Origin of the sequence: Streptomyces sp. SD31, assembly GCF_052068475.1 — a bacterium.
Lineage (GTDB): Bacteria > Actinomycetota > Actinomycetes > Streptomycetales > Streptomycetaceae > Streptomyces.
On record NZ_JBQHCX010000004.1, the window covers coordinates 395,103 to 412,443 of the forward strand.

15 protein-coding genes are annotated in these 17,341 nt (G+C 71.3%); 10 read left to right on the forward strand and 5 right to left on the reverse strand.

Features of this window, described 5'->3' with window-relative positions; genetic code table 11:
- Positions 1–21 precede the first annotated feature (21 nt).
- Genes ACTMVF_RS11610 through ACTMVF_RS11620 form a run of 3 tightly spaced genes read left to right on the forward strand, consistent with a single transcriptional unit; the run spans position 22 to position 5,727 of the window.
- Positions 22–1,362, forward strand: coding sequence for a 6-phospho-beta-glucosidase (locus tag ACTMVF_RS11610; protein WP_441270862.1), 1,341 nt, complete (start codon positions 22–24; stop codon positions 1,360–1,362).
- 51 nt (positions 1,363–1,413) lie between these two features.
- A complete protein-coding gene (locus ACTMVF_RS11615) occupies positions 1,414–4,470 on the forward strand; it encodes an alpha-mannosidase (protein WP_441270863.1) in 3,057 nt (1,018 codons plus the stop codon).
- Positions 4,471–4,476: 6 nt separating this feature from the next.
- Complete coding sequence (locus ACTMVF_RS11620) at positions 4,477–5,727, forward strand: alpha-L-fucosidase (RefSeq protein WP_441270864.1); 1,251 nt, start codon at positions 4,477–4,479, stop codon at positions 5,725–5,727.
- Between the two features lie 219 nt (positions 5,728–5,946).
- Here ACTMVF_RS11620 and ACTMVF_RS11625 read toward each other — a convergent pair whose 3' ends face one another.
- Both ACTMVF_RS11625 and ACTMVF_RS11630 read right to left on the reverse strand, forming a co-directional pair.
- Positions 5,947–7,632 carry a carbohydrate binding domain-containing protein gene (locus ACTMVF_RS11625; protein WP_441270865.1) on the reverse strand — a complete coding sequence of 562 codons (1,686 nt, stop codon included), beginning with the start codon at positions 7,630–7,632 and terminating at the stop codon, positions 5,947–5,949.
- Positions 7,633–7,836: 204 nt separating this feature from the next.
- Entirely contained in the window at positions 7,837–8,973 is a 1,137-nt protein-coding gene (locus ACTMVF_RS11630) for an ATP-grasp domain-containing protein (RefSeq protein ID WP_441270866.1), read from the reverse strand.
- Between the two features lie 298 nt (positions 8,974–9,271).
- Between ACTMVF_RS11630 and ACTMVF_RS11635 the strand changes: the two genes are divergently transcribed.
- Positions 9,272–10,132 (forward strand): metallophosphoesterase family protein, encoded by an 861-nt coding sequence (locus tag ACTMVF_RS11635; RefSeq protein WP_441270867.1) that lies wholly within the window; start codon positions 9,272–9,274, stop codon positions 10,130–10,132.
- The gene (locus ACTMVF_RS11640; protein ID WP_441270868.1) at positions 10,129–10,809 is read left to right on the forward strand and encodes a 4'-phosphopantetheinyl transferase family protein; all 681 of its coding nucleotides are present in this window, start codon (positions 10,129–10,131) and stop codon (positions 10,807–10,809) included. The genes ACTMVF_RS11635 and ACTMVF_RS11640 overlap by 4 nt, the downstream gene beginning before the upstream one ends.
- An 11-nt stretch (positions 10,810–10,820) precedes the next feature.
- On the opposite strand, the gene ACTMVF_RS11645 is transcribed toward ACTMVF_RS11640, so the two are convergent.
- From ACTMVF_RS11645 to ACTMVF_RS11655, 3 genes are all read right to left on the reverse strand, one after another.
- Positions 10,821–11,051: a hypothetical protein gene (locus tag ACTMVF_RS11645; protein ID WP_441270869.1), complete on the reverse strand. Its 231-nt coding sequence runs from the start codon at positions 11,049–11,051 to the stop codon at positions 10,821–10,823.
- Between the two features lie 319 nt (positions 11,052–11,370).
- Positions 11,371–11,895: a toxin-antitoxin system, toxin component gene (locus ACTMVF_RS11650; protein ID WP_441270959.1), complete on the reverse strand. Its 525-nt coding sequence runs from the start codon at positions 11,893–11,895 to the stop codon at positions 11,371–11,373.
- A 53-nt stretch (positions 11,896–11,948) separates the two neighbouring features.
- Positions 11,949–12,599: a helix-turn-helix domain-containing protein gene (locus ACTMVF_RS11655; RefSeq protein WP_441270870.1), complete on the reverse strand. Its 651-nt coding sequence runs from the start codon at positions 12,597–12,599 to the stop codon at positions 11,949–11,951.
- A gap of 223 nt (positions 12,600–12,822) precedes the next feature.
- On the opposite strand from ACTMVF_RS11655, the gene ACTMVF_RS11660 reads away from it, so the two are divergent.
- The 5 genes from ACTMVF_RS11660 to ACTMVF_RS11680 all read left to right on the forward strand — a co-directional run bounded on the left by ACTMVF_RS11660 (position 12,823) and on the right by ACTMVF_RS11680 (position 17,330).
- Positions 12,823–13,485: an MmyB family transcriptional regulator gene (locus ACTMVF_RS11660; protein WP_441270871.1), complete on the forward strand. Its 663-nt coding sequence runs from the start codon at positions 12,823–12,825 to the stop codon at positions 13,483–13,485.
- Between the two features lie 117 nt (positions 13,486–13,602).
- Entirely contained in the window at positions 13,603–14,757 is a 1,155-nt protein-coding gene (locus ACTMVF_RS11665) for an NAD(P)/FAD-dependent oxidoreductase (protein ID WP_441270872.1), read from the forward strand.
- Positions 14,754–15,056: a (2Fe-2S)-binding protein gene (locus ACTMVF_RS11670; RefSeq protein WP_301995387.1), complete on the forward strand. Its 303-nt coding sequence runs from the start codon at positions 14,754–14,756 to the stop codon at positions 15,054–15,056. The genes ACTMVF_RS11665 and ACTMVF_RS11670 overlap by 4 nt, the downstream gene beginning before the upstream one ends.
- Complete coding sequence (locus ACTMVF_RS11675; RefSeq protein WP_441270873.1) at positions 15,049–16,428, forward strand: FAD-dependent oxidoreductase; 1,380 nt, start codon at positions 15,049–15,051, stop codon at positions 16,426–16,428. The genes ACTMVF_RS11670 and ACTMVF_RS11675 overlap by 8 nt, the downstream gene beginning before the upstream one ends.
- Positions 16,425–17,330: a dihydrodipicolinate synthase family protein gene (locus ACTMVF_RS11680; RefSeq protein WP_441270874.1), complete on the forward strand. Its 906-nt coding sequence runs from the start codon at positions 16,425–16,427 to the stop codon at positions 17,328–17,330. Before ACTMVF_RS11675 ends, ACTMVF_RS11680 begins: the two co-directional genes overlap by 4 nt.
- Positions 17,331–17,341 lie beyond the last annotated feature (11 nt).

The window sequence follows — 17,341 nt, forward strand, 5'->3', positions numbered from 1 at the left end:
CTGCCCGATGGGAGGAACCCGGTGAAGCTGACGATTCTGGGCGGCGGTGGATTCCGCGTGCCGCTCGTGTACGGGGCGCTCCTCGGCGACCGTGGCGAGGGCCGGGTGACGGAGGTCGTTCTGCATGATCTGGACGACCGCCGACTGCATGCGGTCACCCGCGTACTGGCTGAACAGGCGGCCGGAGTACCCGACGCACCCCAGGTGACCGCCACCACCGACCTGGACGAGGCCCTGCGCGGCGCCGACTTCGTCTTCTCCGCGATCCGCGTCGGAGGCCTGGAGGGCAGGGCGAACGACGAGCGGGTCGCGCTCGCCGAGGGCGTCCTCGGTCAGGAGACGGTCGGCGCGGGCGGTATCGCCTACGGCCTGCGCACGGTCCCGGTCGCCGTTGACATCGCCCGGCGGGTGGCCCGCCTCGCGCCGGACGCCTGGGTCATCAACTTCACCAACCCGGCGGGCCTGGTCACCGAGGCCATGTCCCGCCACCTCGGCGACCGCGTCATCGGCATCTGCGACTCGCCGGTGGGCCTCGGCCGCCGTATCGCCCGCGTGCTCGGTGTGAAGAACCCGGGTGAGGCGTGGATCGACTACGTCGGCCTCAACCACCTCGGCTGGGTCCGCGGCCTGCGCGTGGCCGGCCGCGACGAACTCCCGCGCCTGCTCGCCGACCCCGACCTGCTCGGCTCCTTCGAGGAGGGCAAGCTCTTCGGCGTCGACTGGCTCCGCTCGCTCGGCGCGATCCCGAACGAATACCTGCACTACTACTACTTCAACCGGGAAGCCGTCCGCGCCTACCAGCAGGCCGACAAGACCCGCGGCGCCTTCCTCGCCGACCAGCAGGCGCACTTCTACCGGGAGGTCGAGCGGTCGGACGCCTCCGCCCTGGAGATCTGGGACCGCACCCGCGCCGAGCGCGAGGCCACCTACATGTCGGAGAACCGCGAGACGGCCGGCGCCGGCGAGCGCGACGCCGACGACCTCTCCGGCGGCTACGAGAAGGTGGCGCTCGCGCTGATGCGGGCCATCGCCCGCGACGAACGCACGACCCTGATCCTCAATGTCCGCAACCAGGCCACCCTGTCCGTCCTCGACACCGACGCCGTCATCGAGGTGCCCTGCCTGGTCGACGCCAACGGCGCCCACCCGGTCGCCGTCGCCCCGCTGCCCGACCACGCCACCGGGCTGGTCTGCGCGGTCAAGGCGGTCGAGCGCGAGGTGCTCGCCGCGGCCGAGTCCGGCTCCCGTACGACGGCGGTGAAGGCCTTCGCGCTGCACCCGCTCGTCGACTCCGTGAACGTGGCCCGTCGGCTCGTCGACGGCTACACCGGCGTCCACCCCGGTCTCGCGTACCTTAAGTAAGCACCCCGCCGGAAAGCGCTTTCCCGCACCCGCTCTCTCTGGAGTCCCCTCATGCACGACGAACGCCGCCGGATCGAAGAACGCGTCGAGCGCCTCCACGACCAGCGCATCAAGCCCGCGATCTACGCGGCCACCGTCCCCTTCGAGGTCGAGGCCTGGCAGGCGCCGGGAGAGCCGGTGCCCTTCGCGGAGGCCGCCGCAGCGCCCTACGAGCCCTTCGCCATGGGCACCCCGTGGGGCCCGCCCTGGGGCACCACCTGGTTCCGGATGCGCGGCCAGGTGCCCGCCGAGTTCGCCGGCCGGCGCGTCGAGGCCGTGATCGACCTCGGCTTCGTGGGCGACTGGCCGGGCAACCAGGCCGAGGCGCTGGTGCATCTGCTGGACGGAACACCGCTGAAGGCGGTCAACCCCCTCAACCAGTACGTGCCGATCGCCAACCCGGCGACGGGCGGCGAGCCGATCGAGTACCTGGTCGAGGCGGCGTCCAACCCGGACATCCTGGCGAACAACTTCGCGGCCCCCACCCCGCTCGGCGACGTCCTCACGGCGGGGGACAAGCCCCTCTACACCTTTCAGCGCGCCGACATCGCGGTCCTCGACGAGGAGGTCTGGCACCTCGACCTCGACCTCCAGGTGCTGCGCGGACTCATGGTCCACCTCGGCGAGCACGAGCCGCGCCGCCACGAGATCATGCACACCCTGGACCGGGCCATGGACGCCCTGGATCTGGACGACATCTCCGGCAGCGCCGCCGCCGTCCGCGAGGTGCTCGCCCCGGCGCTGGCCAGGCCCGCCCACGCCAGCGCGCACACGGTCTCCGGTGTCGGCCACGCGCACATCGACTCGGCGTGGCTGTGGCCGATCCGGGAGACCAAGCGCAAGACGTCCCGCACCTTCTCCAACGTCACGTCCCTGGCCGACGAGTACGACGACTTCATCTTCGCCTGCTCGCAGGCCCAGCAGTACGAGTGGGTGCGCGACAACTACCCGCACGTCTGGGCCCGCATCCAGGAGTCCGTGAAGAAGGGCCAGTGGGCGCCGGTCGGCGGCATGTGGGTCGAGGCCGACGGCAACCTGCCCGGCGGCGAGGCGATCGCCCGCCAGCTCATCCACGGCAAGCGGTTCTTCATCGAGCACTTCGGCGTCGAGACCAAGGGCGTCTGGCTGCCGGACTCCTTCGGCTACACCGCCGCCTACCCGCAGCTCGCCAAGCTCGCCGGCAACGAGTGGTTCCTGACCCAGAAGATCTCCTGGAACCAGACGAACAAGTTCCCCCACCACACCTTCTGGTGGGAGGGCATCGACGGCACCCGCATCTTCACCCACTTCCCGCCGGTCGACACCTACAACGCCCGCTTCAGCGGCGAGGAGATGGACCGCGCGGTCCGCAACTACTCCGAGAAGGGCGGCGGCACGCGCTCGCTGGCCCCCTTCGGCTGGGGCGACGGCGGTGGCGGCCCCACCCGGGAGATCATGGAGCGGGCACGCCGGCTCGCCGACCTGGAGGGCTCACCCAAGGTCGTCGTCGAGCACCCCGACGACTTCTTCGCCAAGGCCCGCGAGGAGTACCCGGACGCCCCCGTGTGGGTCGGCGAGCTCTACCTGGAGCTGCACCGCGCCACCTACACCTCGCAGGCCCGCACCAAGCAGGGCAACCGGCGCAGTGAACACCGGCTCCGCGAGGCCGAGTTGTGGGCGACGACGGCGGCGCTGCACGCGCCGGGGTACGCGTACCCGTACGAGAAGCTGGACCGGCTCTGGAAGACCGTCCTGCTGCACCAGTTCCACGACATCCTGCCGGGGTCGTCGATCGCCTGGGTGCACCGGGAGGCGGAGGCCGAATACGCCCGGGTGGCCGAGGAGTTGGAGGCGCTGACGGCCGAGGCGGTCGCGGCGCTGGGCGGCGGCGACCCCCGGGTCTTCAACACGAGCCCGTTCGAGCGCGCCGAGGTGGTCCGTGGGGCTGACGGCGCACCGGCGTACGTACGGGTGCCCGCGAGCGGCAGCGCGCCCCTCGCCGCCGACGCCGAGCCCCCGCAGCCGGTGTCGGTCTCCGGCCGCGTCCTCGACAACGGACTGGTCCGGGTCGAGGTCGCCGAGGACGGCACGCTGGCATCCGTCCGCGACCTCCGGGCGAACCGCGAGGTCCTCTCCGACCAGGGCAACCTGCTCCGCCTCCACACGGATCTGCCCAACTACTGGGACGCCTGGGACATCGACAAGCACTACAAGAACCGGTACACGGATCTGCTGGACACGGACGCGGTGACCGTCGTGGAGCAGGACCCGCTGGTCGGGGCGATCAGGGTCGAGCGGGCCTTCGGCAAGGGGTCGCGCATCACCCAGACGATCACCGTGCGCGCCGGCAGCCCCCGGATCGACTTCGAGACCGAGATCGACTGGCACGAGGCCGAGAAGATCCTCAAGGCGGGCTTCCCGGTGGACATCCGCGCCCCGCACTCCTCCGCCGAGATCCAGTTCGGCCACATCCAGCGGCCCACCCACACCAACACCAGCTGGGAGGCGGCCCGCTTCGAGGTCTCCGGCCACCGCTGGGTGCACATCGCCGAGCCCGGCTACGGCGTCGCGGTCATCAACGACTCGACGTACGGCCACGATGTCTCCCGCACGGTCCGCGAGGACGGCGGTACGACGACCCGGGTCAGCCTCAGCCTGGTCCGCGCCCCGCGCATCCCGGACCCCGAGGCCGACCAGGGCAGGCACCGCTTCACCTACGCCCTGCTCCCCGGCGCGAGCATCGAGGACGCCGTCGCCGAGGGCTATGCCCTCAACCTCCCCCTGCGGGTGGCGGATGCGGCGGGCGCGCCCGAGCCGGTCGTCACCGTGGACGGCGACGGCGTGACCGTCGAGGCGGTCAAGCTGGCCGACGATCGCTCCGGCGACGTCGTCGTACGCCTCTACGAGTCCGGCGGCGGCCGCGCGACCGGCGTCGTACGTACGGGCTTCCCGCTGGCGGGCGCCCAGGTGACCGACCTGCTGGAGCGCCCGCTTCAGGACGCGGACGTCACCGGCGACGGCGGCGTCGCGGTCGCCCTGCGCCCCTTCCAGGTCCTCACGCTCCGCCTGCGCCGCGCGGAAGGGAGCTGAGCGCGGGTGCCCATGCAACCCTGGTTCACCGACGCCAAGTTGGGAATCTTCATCCACTGGGGCATCTACGCCGTCGACGGCGTCCAGGAGTCCTGGTCGTTCTACGACGACATCGTCCCGTACGACGAGTACATGTCCCAGTTCGACCGCTTCACGGCGTCCCGTTACGACCCGCGTGACTGGGCGAAGCTCTTCGCGCGGGCCGGCGCCAGGTACGCCGTCCTGACCAGCCGTCACCACGACGGCGTGGCCCTGTGGGACACCGCCCACGGCGATCTGAACGTGGGCCGTGACCTGATCGGCGGTTACGCGCGGGCCCTGCGCGAGCAGGGCCTCAAGGTCGGCCTCTACTACTCGCACTCGGACTGGAGTCACCCCGACTACGCCTCCACGCGCAAGCCGGGCCGTCCGCCGGAGCTGGAGGACAACCGGTACTCCGAAGTCGCCGCGGAATTCGAGGACTTGGACGCCTGGGAACGGTTCATCGCCTACCGGGACGGCCAGATCCGCGAGCTCGCCTCCCGCTACCGGCCGGACCTGATGTGGTTCGACGGCGAGTGGGACCGCAGCGAGGAGCAGTGGCGCATTCCCGAACTCGCCGCGCTCATCCGGTCGTACGTACCGCATGTCGTCTTCAACGCCCGCATGCTCAGCGAGGGCGACTACGCGACGCCCGAACAGGGCGCCCCGGTCATCCCGCCCGAGGGCCCCTGGGAGCTGTGCCTGACGATCAACGACTCCTGGGGCCACCAGCACCACGACCACAACCACAAGTCCGTCGACCAGCTGATCCGCTACTTCGCGGAGACGATCGGCGGCGGGGGCAACCTGCTGCTCAGCGTCGGACCGCGCGAGGACGGCACGATCCCGGCGGAGCAGGTCGAGCGCCTGGAGGGACTCGGCGACTGGATCGCCAAGCACGCGGAGGCGGTGTACGGCACCGAACGAGGCCTCCCGCCCGGTCACCACTACGGCCCGAGCACCCTCTCCCAGGACCGCCGCACCCTGTACCTGATCCTCTTCGACGCCCCGCGCGCCGAGATCAACGTACGTGGGCTGCTCGGTGCGGTACGCCGGGTCTCGGTCCTCGGCAGCGGCACGGAACTGGCCCACCGGGTCACCGGCGGCCTGCACGAAACGCCGGGCGTGCTCTGGATCGAACCGCCCACCGGGGCGGACCTCGACCCGCACGCCACGGTGCTCGCGGTAGAACTGGAGGGGGAGCTGGAGCTGTACCGGGGTTCGGGCCGCTTCTGACCCCGGGCCCCGAGAAGCACCTTCGGGCCGGCCGGCCGCCGCCCCCGTGACAGCGCCGGCCGACCCGAAGCCCCCGTGCTTCCCCGTTGTGGTGCGTTCCCCCGTGGTCCCCCGTAGTCCCCCGTGGTTCCCCCGTTGCCTTTCACTCTTATGAGCCCGCTGACAGCGCCCTGATACACCCTCCCGGAAAAAAACTTCCCGGCGCAGGTGAACGCGGCCTCAGCCGGTGAATCCGGCCGTGATGGACGTGAACTGCCAGTCGCTCTGGCTGATCCCGGAGCAGTTGCTCGTCACGCCGCCGCCCGGGCACGGCCGGTCGCGGTTGACCGACCAGAAGGCGAGGCGGGCGATGTGATGCGAGTTCGCCCAGTCGCGGATCCGGGTCCAGGTCGCGGGGGAGGTGAGCTCCTGCTGGTCGGACAGGCCGTTCATGCCGGAGATGCCGATGTGCGCGTAGGCGGTGGCGTCGTCCCAGCCGAAAGTGGACTTCAGCTTGTTCTTCAGCCCCTCCGTCGCGTTCACGGTGTTGCCGTACATGTCGGCACCGCCGCCGAAGTCGAACGGCATGATCGTGAACACGTCGATGTCGGCGCCCAGCGCCTTGGCCTGCTCGATGAGCCGGTTGCCCCAGTAGTTCGGGCCGGTCGTCGACGTACCGAAGGTGATGACGGTGCGCAGCCCCGGGTTGCTCGCCTTGACGATCTTCAGGGCGTTCAGGATCCGGTCCTGCACCGTCGCGTTCTCGAACTCGTCGGTGTTCTCGATGTCGACGTCGATCGCCTTCAGCCCGTACGCGTCGATGACCTTCTGGTACGCCCCCGCCAGCGCCTCGGCGGTCGAGCAGTTCGGCCCAAGCTTGTTGCCGCTCCAGCCGCCGATCGACGGCACGATGTCACCGCCCGCCGCGCGGATGGAGTTGATGACGCTCTGGTCGTTGCCGCCGGTGAGCGGGCGCTGTCCGTCCCAGGCCGGGTTGCAGCCGCCGGAGGACAGGATGAACGCCATCGTGTACCACTTGATGCCGGTCGCGCTCATCACCGAGGTCGCGCTGGGCGGGTCGCCCCAACCGAGGTAGAGATAGGGCGCGGCCTGCTTGAAGCCGGTACCGCCACCGCCACCCGCGTCCGTGGTGACGGTCACGGCATTGGAGGCCGACGACACGTTCCCGGCCGCGTCCCGCGCCCTCACCGTGAAGGTGTAACCGGTGCTCGGCGACAGACCGCTGACCGTGGCACTCGTACCGGAGACACTGAGCACCTGGCTCGACCCCCGGTAGATGTCGTACGCCGTCACTCCGACGTTGTCCGTCGAGGCGTTCCACGCCAGCGACACGCTCGACGACGTCTTGCCGGTCGACCGCAGGCTGCCCGGCACGGACGGCGCCTGACTGTCCGAACCGCCGCCTCCGGGCCCGTCGAGGCTGATGTCGTCGGCGTGGTAGGTGCCCTGCGCGTACCAGCCGTGGACGTAGACGGTGGCGCTGGTCTGGGAGGCCCCGGTCGTGAAGGTCAGCGACAGCCGGCTGTACGCCGACGGCGACGACGTCCAGGTGGAGGCCCCGCCGTTCACGCCGAGGTAGACGTAGGCCCCGCGCACCCAGCCGCTGAGCGCGTACGTAGTGTTCGGCTGGACGGAGACTGTCTGGCTGCACTTGGCGTTGTCACTCGAACTCGCGGCCCCGGCAAGGGACTTGGAGCCACCGTGCACGGGGGAGGAGACGACCGAGCCGAGGTTGCCGGTGCAGGACCACGGGGAGAGGGCGCCGGATTCGAAGCCGGCGTTGGAGAGGATGTTGGCCGCGTGGGCCGTACCGGGAAGGGCGACGGCTCCGGTGACCGCGAGGACAACGGAGCCGAGCAGGGCGAGGAGACGACGTCTGGAACGTCCGAACAGTGAGTTGTGCATGCGATCTCCCTGAAGGCTGTGGGGTGTTCGGGAGTGCAGAAACATGCAGAAGGATGCGCAACCCAAGTTGGTATGGACCAATCCCGGTGTCAAGAGAAGACGCCGGGATTGGTCAAGGCCCCAAAAGGCGCGGGGGCGTGCCGATATGCGGCTCCGCCGCGTGGGCGCGACAAGCCACGACGCAACCCGCACCCGGAAGACAACCTAAAGCGGCAGTACCTGAGCCGCTCCGGTCGCACCGACCGAATCAACCGACGCCGGCGCGGGAACCGCCGGCAGCAACGGCTCCTCAACCTCGGCCCGCTGCTGCGGAATGGAAACCGGCCGCAGCGGGCGCGGCCCGGAAACCACCGTGTAGTCCTGCCCCAGGAACGGCGGCGCCACCACCCCCGGATCCTCCCCGAGCGCCAACTGAACAGCCAGCCACGGCACATTGACCCCGCACAACGACAGCTGATGCAACCCACCGGCAGGCCGCGTGTTCACATCCATCAGCACCGGCGTCTCCCCGAACATCCGGAACTGGATGTTGGACAGGTAGTGCAGCCCGAACCCCTCCGCGATCAGCCGCGCCGGCTCCAGCCACTGCTCCTGCAGCGTGAACCCGCGACGACGACCGTTCTTGACCCGGCCGATCGCCAGCCGGACCCGGTTGTCGGGACCGGTGAGGCAGTCCACCGACACCTCGGGCTGCTCCAGCCGGGGCATGACCAGCCAGTCCACCGGCTCGTCGGCCCGCCGCAGCGCGTCCACCACAAGATCCAGCTGCACATACGGAGTCGGGAACCCGCTGAGGTGCGTGAGCGAGAAGGGGGCGCGCGTGATGACACGGAAGCCCACCCCGCCCGCACCGGACGCAGGCTTGAAGCAGGCCTTGTAGCCCCCCGCCTCCAACTCCTCGACGGCGGCGACGAGTTCGTCGGCGGTGCGCACCCGCCACCACGGCGGTACCGGCACGCCGACCGCCTGTACGGCCTCGTACGCGATCACCTTGTCCTGGAAGACCGCCACCGCCTCCGGCGGCGGCGCCAGCAGCGCCGTACCGGCCGCCTCGAAGTCCGCGCGGTGCGCCACGATCGCCGACTGGTGCAGCCGGGGCACGAAGACGTCGATGCCACGGCGCCGGCACTGGTCGAGCGCGTACTCGACATACGCGGCCGGGGACAGGCCCTCCGGCTCCAGATCGGCGGTGTCGGCGGCGGCCAGCACGGGCGAGTCGGCGTCCCCATGCGTCGCATGGATCTCGACGGCCCGATCGCTGGGATTTCTCCGCAGCTGATCCATGAAGAACACGTTCTCCGCGTACGTGCGGTTGAGCCAGACGCGTACGCGAGAGACCATGCAGGGCCGTCCTTTCGGGTTCGCGGGCAGGGCAAAGCAGGCCCGTGCCCGGGCAGGGTGGTTGGAGGGACACCAAACCGCCCCGTGCAAGGGACGTTCAGGCGGTGGTGTTGGGGCGATCATACGGCTTTCAAAGGGCGCCGCGTGCAACGTACGTGTTACGGAATTGCGGATCATTCCTGACCGCCCCGGCCACCACCCCGACACCCCCTGTAGGACCGTCGACGAGATCCCGCCTTGTACCGGCGCGGCACTCTGTGTTCTCGTGGTGTCATTCGTGTGATCGAAAGGAGCGAGGGTGACGTCGACGGCCGGCGGTGCCGGACAGCTGCTGGCCATCAGTGACCTGCACATCGGCTACGAGGAGAACCGCGCCCTCGTCGAGAAGATGCGCCCCGACTCGGACGACGACTGGCTGCTCGTCGCCGGTGACGTGGCGGAGACCGTGGCCGACATCCGCTGGGCCCTGAAGACGCTCGCCGACCGCTTCCGCAAGGTCGTCTGGGCGCCGGGCAACCACGAACTGTGGACCCACCCGAAGGACCCCGTCACCCTGCGCGGCGTCGCCCGCTACCAGCACCTGGTCGAGGTGTGCCGCGAACTCGGCGTGACCACCCCCGAGGACCCGTACCCCGTCTGGGACGGCCCCGGCGGCCCGGTGGCCGTGGCCCCGCTGTTCCTGCTGTACGACTACTCCTTCCTGCCCTCCGGCTGCACCACCAAGGAGGAGGGGCTGAAGTACGCGCACGGGACCGGGATCGTGTGCAACGACGAGTACCTGCTGCATCCCGACCCGTACCCGTCCCGCGAGGCCTGGTGCGAGGCCCGGGTCGCCGAGACCGAGCGCCGGCTCGCCGCGCTGCCCGACGACCTGCCCACCGTCCTCGTCAACCACTACCCGCTGGACCGCCACCCGACGGACGTCCTGTGGTACCCCGAGTTCGCCATGTGGTGCGGCACCCGGCTGACCGCTCACTGGCACCGCAGGTTCCGCGTCGAGACCATGGTCTACGGCCACTTGCACATCCCGCGGACCACCTGGCACGAGGGCGTCCGCTTCGAGGAGGTGTCGGTCGGATACCCCCGCGAGTGGCGCAAGCGATCGGATCCGCCGGGACGGCTGCGCCGGATTCTGCCCAGGGAGGACAGGGACCGTTGATCGAGGAACTGCTGCCGGACACGGTCGTCACCGTCGAGGCGTACGGCGACGAGGAGCCCCTGAACGCGGCCCTGTACCCCGAGGAGGAGGCGGTCGTCGCCAAGGCGGTCGGCAAGCGCCGCCGGGAGTTCGCCGTCGTACGCTCCTGTGCGCGCCGCGCCATGGAGAAGCTCGGCGTGCCGCCGCAGCCGATCCTGCCCGGTGACCGCGGCGCCCCGGGCTGGCCGGCCGGGCTGGCCGGCAGCATGACCCACTGCGACGGCTACGGCGCCGCCGCGCTGGTCCGCGCCCCCGACCTGGCTTCCCTCGGCATCGACGCCGAACCCCACCAGACGCTCCCGGAGGGCGTCCTCCCGGCCGTCGCGCTGCCCGCCGAGGGGGACCGGCTGCGCCGCCTGGCCGGTGACCACCCCGGCATCCACTGGGACCGGCTCCTGTTCAGCGCCAAGGAGTCCGTCTACAAGGCGTGGTTCCCCCTCACCGGGAAGTGGCTGGACTTCACCGAGGCCGACATCGACGTCTTCGCCGACCCCGGCGACCGGCACAGCGGCGGCTTCCGGGCCCGGCTCCTGGTGCCGGGCCCGGTGGTGGGCGACCGCCGGATCGACCTCTTCGAGGGCCGGTGGACGGTCCGACGGGGGCTGGTGGCGACCGCGGTGAGCGTGCCGCACACCTGAGCCCCGACCCGCTAGGGCTTCGCGGGGCACCAGCTCTGCAGCAGCCGGAAGAACTCCTCCTCGTTGCCGCTCAGCCCCGCGTCCGCCAGCGCCTGTTCCGCCTCGGCGAGGACGGCGGGCGGGACGACGGGTGGTCGGCGGGAGCCGGGGGGAGAGTCGAAGGCGGCTCGTACGGTGTGCAACAGCCGCAGATAGGCCTGGACGGCGGTGCGCTCGCGGTCGGTCAGTACGGCGGTGGGCATCGGTCGGCTCTCCCCAAGTCGGCGTCGTCGCGTCACGCCCCGCAGATGAGGGCGCATCACCAGCTTGCCGTCCACCACTGACAATCGGGTCCGCCCACGCGTCGGTTCGCCCGCTTAGCGGAGGCGAGACGGCGCTCGGCGCGCGCCGTACGGCTGCGTCCGGTGGGCGCCGCGGAACTCGAGCTGCGGTACCGCGTCGTGCACGGCTACCGGCGCGCCCTCCGGATCGCGGCGAGGGTCAGCGGGGGAGCGGCGCGGCGCGTGCGGGCGCAGCGCGACCTGGCCCAGGGCCTCGTCCCTGGGCCCGACGTGCCGTGGATCAGCCCTGTGGCCCGAGGTATCCCAGTGACGCCTCGATCCGCCCCGCCAGGTGGTCCCGCTGCCCTCGTGCCGACGAAACCGCCAGCCACGGACGGCACTTGCTGGCCAGCAGCAGGCCGAAGGTCTCGGCCTCCTTCTCCTCGGCCTGGTCGAAGTGGTTGCGGGCGGCGACCTTCAGGACCGTCGATCGCAGGTCGGCGTCGTCGCTGAGGAGCCGGGCCGCCACGGTGGCGCCCTCGATGCTGTGGCTGCAGTGGCCGGCCTTCATGTGCCACAGCTCGTGGCCGAGGATCACCAACTGATGCTCGGGAGCGGTGCGTTCCTCGATCACGACGAGGTCCTGGTCGGTCATGTCGAGCCACAGCCCGCTGGCCGTGCCGGGCGGGAAGGCGGCCGTACGAAAGTGGACGGGGCGGCCGCGGCGTCTGCTCATCGCGTCGCACAGGGCGCCGTACAGCTTCTCGGGCGCCGCGGGTGCGGGAAGCGTCAGTTCCGCGACCAATTCGCCGCACAGGCGGCGCATTTCCCTACCGATGCCCACAGTTCTCCCGTTCTTCCCCGGTTTTCCCCTCCGGATCACGACTCGGGCCGCTTGACGCTTTCCAAGAGCATGTCCAGCCACTCCGCGACCTTGTCGCGGTGCTGGTCGGTGGGCAGTTGGGCGGCCCGCCAGGCGATTCCGCGCACGCCGTGGTCCTGGAGGAGCTTCTCCAGCGGATCTTCGGCGGCCTGCGCCGCCTCGCGCTCCGCGAGCTTCTGCAGCAGGTCCTGCTCGGTGCGCTGGAGGGCGCTCGCGAGCGCCTCGGGGTCCTCGGCCGTGAGGAATCCGGCATGCACGCGGAAGAAGCGCTGGATGGCGTCGCAGTGCTCCATGGTGGGGCGCCGGTCGCCGTTGATGAGAGCGCCCGCCTGCTGGCGCGACATGCCCGCGCCGTCGGCGATCTCCTGCTGGGTGTACTTGCGGCCGTTCGGTTTGAGGCGGGTGCGGCGCAGGAGGTCCAGGCGCTGCAGGAACCGGGCCTGTACGTCCGGCTCGCCCGCCGGGCGGCCGCTCAGCAGGGCCTTGACCACGGGCTCCGGGACGCCGGAGGCGACGGACAGGCGGCCGGTGGCGAAGACCTCCGCGTGCGGCACGCCGAGTCGGTCGGCGAGCGCGGTGACACGAGCGACGACGGCCGGCAGTACGGCCGTCGGCGTGGCGCCCGAACCCTCGAAGCCATCCGTCACCGACAGAACTCCTACGTCTCTCACAGGCTTCTCACAAACGGTTGCCGTGAACCTGACGGAGATTACCGGGTGGTTCGAACTCACATCCAGGTCTCGCCACAACTGTGGCCTATTTCAGCCGTCAACAGGCATGAAATGCCACGATAGTTGACACGCCTCCGAGCGGGGCAGCAGGATCAAGGCGCCGCGTGAAGGCCGCATAGGCAAGAGGGGTGACCTCCCGATGGCATATCAGGCAGGTGGGCAGCGGTCCGTACCGCGGCCCGCCCCCGAGAGTCCCGAGGCCCAGGCGTATCTACGTGATTACGCCACCCTCCTGGAGGCCGTGCCCTTCCCGTCCGTCATCCTCGACCACCGCTGGGACGTCGTTCTGGCGAACGCTGCTTTCGCGTCACTTTTCCACGGCGTGGGCCCCCATCCCACGGCCATGCCCCACGACAACTTCCTCCGGTTCGTGCTCTTCCACCCGGACGCGAGCACGGTCCTCGGCGAGCACGAGTCCAGCTGGTGCCTGCCGATGCTGGCCCACTTCGCCGCCGCCATGGAGCGCCACGGTCACGACCACGGCCTGCAGGCCATCCGCCGGGACATCGCCCAGGACCCGATCATGGAGGCCGCCTACCGGCAGGGCCTGCCGCACTGGATCCGCGCTGTCGGTGAGCGGGCCGTCGCCCAGGACGGTGCCGTACGGCCGTTGCTGCACCCCGACCCGCGCTGGGGTGCCACCGAATGCCGGGTCGTCGACGAGACGCCCAGGAGTCTTCAGGAGGTGGGCTACACCCGGCTGACGTTCGTGTTGCGCGAGGTGCGCCGCGACCGGCCCCGGGCGCGTGGGGCACGCCGCACCGCGGCTCACCTGCGAGTGGTGCCGGCCCCCGAGGACTGAACGGGGCACCGTCGGCGTTCAGGTCGCCGACGGCGCCCCGTCAGGGATCTCCGATTGCTGTGAGAAGGGCCGCGCGGGACTGTTCTCCCCCGCAGTGGTGTGTGACATAGTACTGACGTGATCGAGCGACTGACGTGCGACGTCGTGGTCGTCGGAGCCGGGATGGTGGGCGCGGCCTGCGCCCTGTACGCGGCTCGGGCGGGCCTCGACGTCATCCTCGTCGACCGCGGCCCCGTGGCCGGCGGCACGACCGGGGCCGGCGAGGGCAACATCCTCGTCTCCGACAAGGAACCGGGCCCCGAACTCGACCTCGCGCTGCTGTCCGGCCGCCTGTGGGGCGAACTGGCGCAGGAGTTCGGGACGGCCGTCGAGTACGAGGCGAAGGGCGGTGTCGTCGTGGCCTCGTCCCCGGCCGGGCTCGCGGCGCTGGAGCGGTTCGCCGACGGGCAGCGCGCCGCGGGCGTCATCGCGGAACCGGTCGCGGGTGACGCGCTGTACGACCTCGAACCCCATCTCGCCCCCGGCCTGCCCGGCGCCGTCCACTACCCCCAGGACCGCCAGGTCATGCCCGCCCTGGCCGCCGCCCACCTCACCCGCGCCTCGGGCGCCCGCCTGTGCACCGGCCGGACGGTGACGGACGTCCTGCGCACGCCGGACGGTGCGGTGCGCGGGGTCCGCACGGACCAGGGCGACATCCACGCCCCGGCGATCGTCAACGCGGCCGGCACCTGGGGAGGAGAGCTCGCCGCGCTGGCCGGTGTCCGCCTCCCCGTCCTCCCGCGGCGCGGCTTCGTCCTCGTCACCGAGCCGCTGCCGCGCCTGGTCCGCCACAAGGTGTACGCCGCCGACTATGTGGCCGACGTGGCCAGCGACTCGGCGGCGTTGCAGACCTCACCGGTCGTCGAGGGCACTGCGGCGGGGCCGATCCTGATCGGGGCGAGCCGCGAGCGGGTCGGCTTCGACCGGACCTTCTCCCTGCCCGTCGTACGGGCGCTCGCGGCGGGCGCGACCCGGCTGTTCCCGTGCCTGTCGGACGTGCACGCGATGCGCGCCTACCTGGGCTTCCGCCCGTATCTGCCGGACCACCTCCCCGCCATCGGCCCCGACTCCCGCGTCCCCGGGCTCCACCACGCCTGCGGCCACGAGGGCGCCGGCATCGGACTCGCCACCGGCACGGGTCACTTGATCGCACAGGCACTGACCGCGAAGGCCCCCGATCTGGACCTGACGCCGTTCCGCCCCGACCGCTTCGCCGCCGAGGAGGCCGTATGAGAACCCCTCTGGAGCTTGCCGACGCCCACCCGGGCCCGGCCTTCACGGTCACCCTGGACGGCCGCGAGATCGAGGCACTGCCCGGCCAGACGGTCGCCGCCGCGCTCTGGGCGGCCGGTGTCACCTCGTGGCGCAGCACTCGGGGCGAGGGCCGACCGCGCGGTGTCTTCTGCGGCATCGGCGTCTGCTTCGACTGTCTCGTGACCGTCAACGACCGCCCGAACCAGCGGGCTTGCCTGGTGCCATTGCACCCGGGCGATGCCATCCGGACGCAGCAGGGGACGGGGCACGATGGCTGACCTCGTGGTGATCGGCGCGGGTCCCGCGGGTCTCGCCGCGGCACTGGCGGCCGCCGCACAGGGCGTGACGGTCGCGATCGTCGACTCGGCGACGGAAGCGGGCGGGCAGTTCTACCGCCGGCCCGCGTCCGGTCTCCGCGCACAGCGGCCGGGGGCCCTGCACCACCAGTGGCGGACCTGGGAACGGCTGAGGGACGGTCTGGCCGGGAGCGACGTCCCGTTGCTGACGGACCATCATGTCTGGTCCGTGGAACGGGAGTCCGGCGGTTTCGCCGTGCACGCCCTGCTCGGCCCCGAGCAGCGGGAGTCGGTCGCCGTGCACGCCGACGCCGTACTCCTCGCCACCGGCGGCTACGAGCGCGTGCTGCCCTTCCCCGGCTGGACCCTTCCCGGTGTCGTCACCGCCGGTGGTGCGCAGGCGATGCTCAAGGGCGGGCTCGTGGTGCCGGGGCGCAGGGCGGTCGTCGCCGGGACCGGGCCGTTGCTGCTGCCCGTGGCGAGCGGGCTCGCGGCGGCCGGGGTCGAGATCGCGGCGCTCGTCGAAGCGGCAGGCCCCAAGGACCTCGTCCGGCACGGCAGGGCCCTGGCCGGCAAGCTTCCCGAAGGCGCCGGATACGCGGCCCGCCTCCTGCGCCACCGCGTCCGTATCCTCTCCCGCCACACGGTCGTACGCGCCCACGGCGACGAGCGGCTCACCGGCGTCACCGTCGCCGCGCTCGGCACCGACGGGCGCGTCCGCCCCGGCACCCAGCGGCACTTGCCGTGCGACACCCTCGCCGTCGGACACGGGATGCTCCCGCACACCGACCTCGCCGAGACCCTCGGCTGCCGCCTGGACGGCCTCACGGTCGCCGTCGACGACGAGCAGCGCACGGACGTGCCCGGCGTATGGGCGGCCGGTGAGTCCACCGGCATCGGCGGCGCGGCCCTCGCCCTGGCCGAAGGGCACATCGCCGGACGTTCGGCCGCCGCACGCCTGAAGGGCACCGAACCCGACCCCGCGCAGTGGGCGGCGGCCGCCAAGTCCCGTACGAAACTGCGGAAGTCGGCCGTCGCCCTCGACGCCGCCTACCCGCCGCCCGCGCACTGGAGCGACCAGGTCACCGACGACACCCTCGTCTGCCGTTGCGAGGAGGTCACCGCCGGGGCCGTCCGCGAGGCCGTGGACGAGCTCGGCGCGGGCGACGCGCGCACCGTGAAGTTGCTGACCCGGGCCGGAATGGGCTGGTGCCAGGGACGTATGTGCGGGCCCGCGGTCGCCGGACTCGTCGGATGTGAACTCACCGCGTCCCGGAGGCCGTTCGCGCGACCCGTACCGCTCGGTGTGCTCGCTCGGCAACACGACAACACCACTCGGAAAGGAACCTCATGACCGACCACCACCCCTGGCGCGGCGTCCTCGTCGCCACCGCGCTCCCGCTCGACGACGACCTCCGCGTCGACCACGGCAAGTACGCCGAGCACTGCGCCTGGCTCGTCGAGAACGGCTGTGACGGCGTCGTACCGAACGGCTCCCTCGGGGAGTACCAGGTCCTCACCCCCGAGGAGCGGGCGAAGGTCGTGGAGACCGCCGTGGCCGCGATCGGCGGCTCGCGGGTGATGCCCGGGGTGGCCGCCTACGGCTCGGTCGAGTCCCGCCGCTGGGCCGAGCAGGCGCGCGACGCGGGTTGCGAGTCCGTGATGCTGTTGCCACCCAACGCCTACCGCGCGGACGAGCGCTCGGTGCTGTTGCACTACGCGGAGGTCGCCGAGGCGGGCATCCCGGTCGTGGCGTACAACAACCCCATCGACACCAAGGTCGACCTCGTCCCCGAACTGCTCGCCAAGCTGCATGGCGAGGGGTACATCCACGCGGTGAAGGAGTTCTCCGGCGACGTCCGCCGCGCCTACCAGCTCGCCGAACTCGCCCCGGAACTCGACTTGTTGATCGGCGCCGACGACGTCCTGCTGGAGCTCGCGATCGCCGGGGCCAAGGGCTGGGTCGCCGGCTACCCGAACGCGTTGCCGAAGGCCTGCGTCGAGCTGTACCACGCGGCTGTCGGTGGCGACCTGGGCACCGCCAAGAAGCTCTACGAGCAGCTGCACCCGCTGCTGCGCTGGGACTCCAAGGTCGAGTTCGTGCAGGCGATCAAGCTGTCCATGGACATCGTCGGCCGCCACGGGGGACGCTGTCGTCCACCACGGGTGCCCCTGCTGCCCGAGCAGGAGGCCACGATCCGCGCCGCCACCGAGAAGGCCGTCGCCGCAGGGCTCGCACAACCGCACTCGCGCTGATCGCAAAGGAG

What these genes read in the sequence shown, in the direction of transcription:
- ACTMVF_RS11615 (WP_441270863.1), top strand. Translation starts at nt 1,414, where the DNA reads ATGCACGACGAACGCCGCCGGATCGAAGAACGCGTCGAGCGCCTCCAC.
- ACTMVF_RS11625 (WP_441270865.1), bottom strand. Translation starts at nt 7,632, where the DNA reads ATGCACAACTCACTGTTCGGACGTTCCAGACGTCGTCTCCTCGCCCTG.
- ACTMVF_RS11630 (WP_441270866.1), bottom strand. Translation starts at nt 8,973, where the DNA reads ATGGTCTCTCGCGTACGCGTCTGGCTCAACCGCACGTACGCGGAGAAC.
- ACTMVF_RS11645 (WP_441270869.1), bottom strand. Translation starts at nt 11,051, where the DNA reads ATGCCCACCGCCGTACTGACCGACCGCGAGCGCACCGCCGTCCAGGCC.
- ACTMVF_RS11650 (WP_441270959.1), bottom strand. Translation starts at nt 11,895, where the DNA reads ATGCGCCGCCTGTGCGGCGAATTGGTCGCGGAACTGACGCTTCCCGCA.
- ACTMVF_RS11660 (WP_441270871.1), top strand. Translation starts at nt 12,823, where the DNA reads ATGGCATATCAGGCAGGTGGGCAGCGGTCCGTACCGCGGCCCGCCCCC.
- ACTMVF_RS11670 (WP_301995387.1), top strand. Translation starts at nt 14,754, where the DNA reads ATGAGAACCCCTCTGGAGCTTGCCGACGCCCACCCGGGCCCGGCCTTC.
- ACTMVF_RS11675 (WP_441270873.1), top strand. Translation starts at nt 15,049, where the DNA reads ATGGCTGACCTCGTGGTGATCGGCGCGGGTCCCGCGGGTCTCGCCGCG.
- ACTMVF_RS11680 (WP_441270874.1), top strand. Translation starts at nt 16,425, where the DNA reads ATGACCGACCACCACCCCTGGCGCGGCGTCCTCGTCGCCACCGCGCTC.